Here is a 1,564-nt window from a genome sequence, read left to right on the forward strand (position 1 = left end):
CGTTCAGGTCCAGATCACGATCCTGTTTTTATGGTAGAGGTAAATATTGCTGGTTTTGCTTCAGAGATTGGGCAGGGCAGTTCCAAAAGATATGCTGAAAGAATGGCAGCTGAAAAAATTTTGCGACGAGAGGGTGTCTGGAAAACAGTAGGAAAAAATGATCATGAGTGACGTTATGAAAACGCGTTCTGGATTTGTTGTGCTTATTGGGATGCCTAATGCTGGGAAATCGACATTGGTTAATCAATTGGTTGGAACAAAGGTTTCAATTGTAACGCATAAGGTCCAAACAACGCGCACTTTGATCCGCGGTATTATCATTCATGACGATGTGCAAATTGTATTGGTCGATACACCAGGCGTTTTTCGTCCCAACAAGCGGTTAGAACGGGCTATGGTATCTGCTGCTTGGGGAGGCGCTAAAAGCGCCGATGTCTTGCTCGTTTTAATTGATGCTCAAAGTGGCATTTCGGATGAAGTTTATATGATGTTAGATATTGTAAAAAATATGAAACAGGAAAAAATTCTTGTTCTTAATAAGATTGATACAGTTGTTAAATCATCTCTTCTAGCGTTAACTGCTAAAATAAATGAACGTGTGAAGTTTGCACAAACATTTATGATTTCTGCTCTAAACGGTTCTGGCTGCAAGGATTTACTTCATACGTTGAGTAACATGATGCAGGAGGGGCCATGGTATTATCCGGAAGATCAGATTTCAGATATGCCCATGCGTCATCTTGCCGCTGAAATTACGCGGGAAAAACTTTTTCTTCGTCTTCATGATGAACTTCCTTATTCCTCAACGGTTGAAACAGAAAGCTGGGAAGAGCGTTCAGATGGTTCTGTTAAAATTAATCAAGTTATTTATATCGAGCGTGAGAGTCAGAAAAAAATTGTTTTAGGAGCAAAAGGCGATACAATTAAAGCGATTGGTCAAGCCGCTCGTAAGGAACTCATGGAAATTATGGATCAAAAAGTTCATCTTTTTCTTTTTGTGAAAGTGCGTGACAATTGGGACGCCGATCCAGAACGTTATCACGAAATGGGATTGGGTTTTTTAAAATAAGATTTTTAAAAATAATTTAAATAAAATGAAGTGGAAAGAGCAAGGCGTTATTCTTGGTACACGTCAATATGGTGAGAAAAGTGTTATTCTTGAAATTATGACACGTGAACGTGGTCGTTATATGGGAGTGGTAAAAGGGGGACGTTCGCGTCGTATGGCCGCTCTTCTTCAACCTGGAAATTTTGTTGAGGCTGAATGGTGGGCGCGTTTAGAAGAACATTTGGGGCTTTTTCGGCTTGAAGCTCTTGATTTGCATGCAGCTCGATTAATTTGTTTACCAGAAGCGCTTTATGCTTTGCAATTGATAGCTTTTCATTTACGGTTTCTTCCCGAGCGTGATCCCCATCCCATTTTATATGATATTTTACACATTTTTATGCGGAACTTTGATGAACCATTTATCAATGCGGAATTGCTGGTACGTTTTGAAATGCGGCTTCTTGAAGAACTTGGTTTTGGTCTTGATTTATCTTGTTGTGCTGCAACAGGTCGTCA

3 protein-coding genes are annotated in these 1,564 nt (G+C 39.8%); all 3 read left to right on the forward strand.

Translation table 11 applies throughout. The annotated features are described in order from the left end of the window. Positions 1-171: putative dsRNA-binding protein (locus ACFIO3_RS15770; protein ID WP_375704529.1), on the forward strand; the 171-nt coding region annotated here is incomplete at its 5' end. Further along, positions 164-1,069, forward strand: a complete 906-nt coding sequence (gene era / locus ACFIO3_RS15775) for a GTPase Era (protein WP_375607718.1) — start codon at positions 164-166, stop codon at positions 1,067-1,069. The genes ACFIO3_RS15770 and era, both read left to right, overlap by 8 nt. A 25-nt stretch (positions 1,070-1,094) precedes the next feature. Next, on the forward strand, positions 1,095-1,564 hold a 470-nt coding region (gene recO, locus ACFIO3_RS15780; RefSeq protein WP_375704588.1), incomplete at its 3' end, for a DNA repair protein RecO.

The organism is Bartonella sp. AD328YNZD, assembly GCF_042196425.1.

What these genes read in the sequence shown, in the direction of transcription:
- era (WP_375607718.1), top strand. Translation starts at nt 164, where the DNA reads ATGAGTGACGTTATGAAAACGCGTTCTGGATTTGTTGTGCTTATTGGG.